Source organism: Streptomyces novaecaesareae (genome assembly GCF_000716875.1).
GTDB lineage: Bacteria > Actinomycetota > Actinomycetes > Streptomycetales > Streptomycetaceae > Kitasatospora > Kitasatospora novaecaesareae.
This window is the reverse complement of sequence record NZ_JNWQ01000178.1, coordinates 1-2,653: the sequence shown is the minus strand read 5'-3', so window position 1 is coordinate 2,653 and position 2,653 is coordinate 1. Positions and strand designations below refer to the sequence as shown.

At 70.9% G+C, this 2,653-nt stretch carries 2 protein-coding genes; one reads left to right on the top strand and one right to left on the bottom strand.

All coding sequences use genetic code 11. The annotated features are described in order from the left end of the window. Nucleotides 1–13: 13 nt before the first annotated feature. Complete coding sequence (locus OP86_RS32315) at nucleotides 14–952, bottom strand: RDD family protein (RefSeq protein WP_051831182.1); 939 nt, start codon at nucleotides 950–952, stop codon at nucleotides 14–16. Nucleotides 953–1,242: 290 nt separating this feature from the next. Between OP86_RS32315 and OP86_RS32310 the strand changes: the two genes are divergently transcribed. Next, complete coding sequence (locus tag OP86_RS32310; protein WP_030061283.1) at nucleotides 1,243–2,247, top strand: stage II sporulation protein M; 1,005 nt, start codon at nucleotides 1,243–1,245, stop codon at nucleotides 2,245–2,247. The last annotated feature ends 406 nt before the right edge of the window (nucleotides 2,248–2,653 follow it).

Genomic DNA, 2,653 nt, shown 5'->3' with positions numbered 1-2,653 from the left:
CTCGTCGGCAGCGTCAGATGTGTATAAGAGACAGGGCCGTGGGAGGGGGAGTTGCCGGGGCCGTCGCTGGCGGGGCCGTCGGCGTCGGCAGGCCGAGGACTCGGGTCGGCCTCCCGGGGGCCGTGCCCGGAGCCGGGTCGGAGGCCGGGCGGGGCGTCGGCACCTGCACGGGTATCGGCCCGGCCGGTCGCAGCTGCTCCTGGGCCCGGCCCCACTCCCGCCGCTGGCGCTCGGTCAGCACCGCGCCCAGGTACGCCGCCGGGTGCAGCCCCGGTGCCACCGGCCGGCCGATCCGTGCGGACAGGTCCTCGGCCAGCCGGGCGGTCATCCGGTTCATCACGGCCGGGTCCAACTGTCCGATCCGGCCCAGCAGTTGGCGGACGGCGAGCCAGAGCGGCTCCGGGACGGCGGACAGGTCCAGCGCGACCAGCTCGTGGCCCATCGCCTGCAGCAGGTGCGGGTGCACCGGCGGCAGCGGGGAGCCGGAGCCGCCCGGGGTGCGCTCGCGGACGACCACCGTCCCGGCGAAGATGTCGCCGAGCCGCTTGCCCTCGGTGTGCACCGCCGAGGTGATCACGGCGGGGGAACCGGACAGGGCGATCAGTTCGAAGAAGCCGACCAGCCCGCGCACCAGCGAGTGCCGGAACCGCACCGGGCCGCCGTCGACGCGCACCACGCGCAGGCCGAGCGCGGCCTTGCCGAGCGAACGTCCGTGGCTGAGGGTCTCCACCATCACCGGAACGGCGACCAGGAAGAACACCATCAGGCCGATCATGGTGGCCGCCAGCGCCGCGCCGTCGACGTCGACCAGGGCGACGCTCAGCAGCAGTGTGAAGACCAGCAGGGCGGCGAACTCCACGAGCAGGTCGAGCACGATCGCCAGCGCCCGGCTCGGAAGCTTCGCCGTCTGCAGGCCGAGGACGACCGCCTCACCCGTCACCAGGTCGCTCAAGACACCTGTCCGTTCACGCTCTTGGAGCCCGTACGGCTCGCCCATGGAGATCCGGGACCACCGAGGGCGGCAGCGCCGGGGGGAGGGATTCGGTTCGGATCCGCCCCCCAGGACCCGCTCTCCGCAGTCTGATCCGCAGCCGCCAACATACGACTCCCGGTGGGCACACGGGAAGTGAGATCCCCGGAGGTCGGGGCGCCGACCGCTGCTGGCATGCTGGGCCGGACGTGTCCGCCCGTACCTGCCCGCGCACGCACGTCCGCGACCACTGCCGATCATGGAGCCGCCGAATGGACCTGGACGTCTTCGTCGCCACCCACCAGGGGGAGTGGGCCCGGCTGGACGCCCTCGCCCGCAGGCGCCGGCTCAACGGAGAGGAGGCGGACGAACTCGTCAGCCTCTACCAGCGCGCCACCGGCCACCTCGCCAAGGTCCAGGCCGCGGCGCCGGACCCGGCGCTGCTGAGCCGGCTGACCGGCCTGGTCTCGCGCTCGCGCAGCGCGGTGACCGGCGCCCGGACCAACGGCTGGCAGGACGTCGCCCGCTACTACACGGTGAGCTTCCCGGCCGCGCTCTACCGCGCGCGCCGCTGGTGGCTGCCGGTCGCGATCGTCTCGCTGCTCGCCACCGCGCTGCTCGCGTGGTGGATGGCCACCCACCCCGAGGTCCGCAACAGCCTCGTCGCCCCCGACCGCCTGCGGGAGCTGACCCGCCCCGGCGGACAGTACGAGGCGTACTACTCGGACCGGCCGGCCAGCTCCTTCGCCGCGCAGGTCTGGACAAACAACGCGTGGATCGCCGTGCAGTGCCTGCTGTTCGGGATCGCGCTCGGCATCCCGGTGCTCTACGTGATGTGGACCAACGTGGTGAACCTCGGCATCGGCGTCGGACTGATGGCCTCCGCCGGGCGCCTCGACATCTTCCTCGGCCTGCTCATCCCACACGGCCTGCTGGAGCTGACCGCGGTCTTCGTGGCCGGCGGCCTCGGCCTGCGCCTCGGCTGGACCGTCATCGACCCGGGGCCGCGCACCCGCGCGGTGGCGCTGGCGGAACAGGGCCGCTCGATCATCGGTATGTCGATCGGGCTGACCACCGTGCTGGCGGTCTCCGGTGTCCTCGAAGCCTTCGTGACCCCGTCCGGCCTGCCGACCTGGGCCCGCATCTCCATCGGCGTGTCGGCGGAGGCGGCCTTCCTCCTTTACGCCCTGGTGCTGGGCCGAAAGGCCGCGGAGGGCGGCGAGTTCGGCGACGTGGACGCTGCCGACCAGGCGGACCTCCAGCCCGTCGCGGCCTGAGCCGATGCAACCAGCAGCCCTCTGACCTGCTAGTCTTCGGTCATCCCAGCCAAACCATTGACGTGGTGGGGTGGGGCTAGTAGGTTTGAACGGTTGGGACTGACTGGACAACGGTCGGGCCCGGGCGTTAGTGTCTACGACACCGCCGAAATCGAGGCGAGCGCGTTTCACGAAATGCGCGCCCTCCGACGAAGCAAATCCCGCGAACTGAGCACACCGAAAGCTTTGATAAGCTTCGGAGCGAAGTTTGCAGGAAACCCGCCAGCGGGAATTCGGAAAAACGAAGCCGGTAAGAACGGCCGAGAAGATCTGATAAGCTGGAAACACGAAAGAACGAAGCCCGGAGGGTCCGCTGGAAGGCGGTCCGAAGGAAGCGTCCGTTCCTTGAGAACTCAACAGCGTGCCA